This window comes from Merdimmobilis hominis (assembly GCF_016901855.1).
Classification (GTDB): domain Bacteria; phylum Bacillota; class Clostridia; order Oscillospirales; family Ruminococcaceae; genus Paludihabitans.
In genome coordinates this window covers 1-296 of record NZ_JACJKY010000085.1, presented here as the reverse complement: position 1 = coordinate 296, position 296 = coordinate 1, and the positions used below count along the sequence as shown (strand labels likewise).

Sequence of the window (296 nt, the reverse complement as noted above, 5' to 3'; positions counted from 1 at the left end):
CCGGTTCACCTGCAACTGCTTTCGCTGCATCCAGCTTCTCAATCAAAGCTGCCCAGGTTGCTGTTGTGTAGTCTGCTTCTTTGAGCGCTTCCACTTCCGCAATCAAGGTATTCAGTGCTGTTTTGTCAGCGCGTTTCACCAATGCTTCTTTTGCTTCGAACAGTGCATCATATGCTGCATCGACTGCATCCTGCAATGCATCCGGTTCACCTGCAACTGCTTTCGCTGCATCCAGCTTCTCAATCAAAGCTGCCCAGGTTGCTGTTGTGTAGTCTGCTTCTTTGAGCGCTTCCACT

1 pseudogene is annotated in these 296 nt (G+C 50.3%); it reads right to left on the bottom strand.

From position 1 onward, the window contains the following. Nucleotides 1-296 (bottom strand): annotated as a pseudogene (locus H6A12_RS13185) (FIVAR domain-containing protein); the annotation flags it as partial.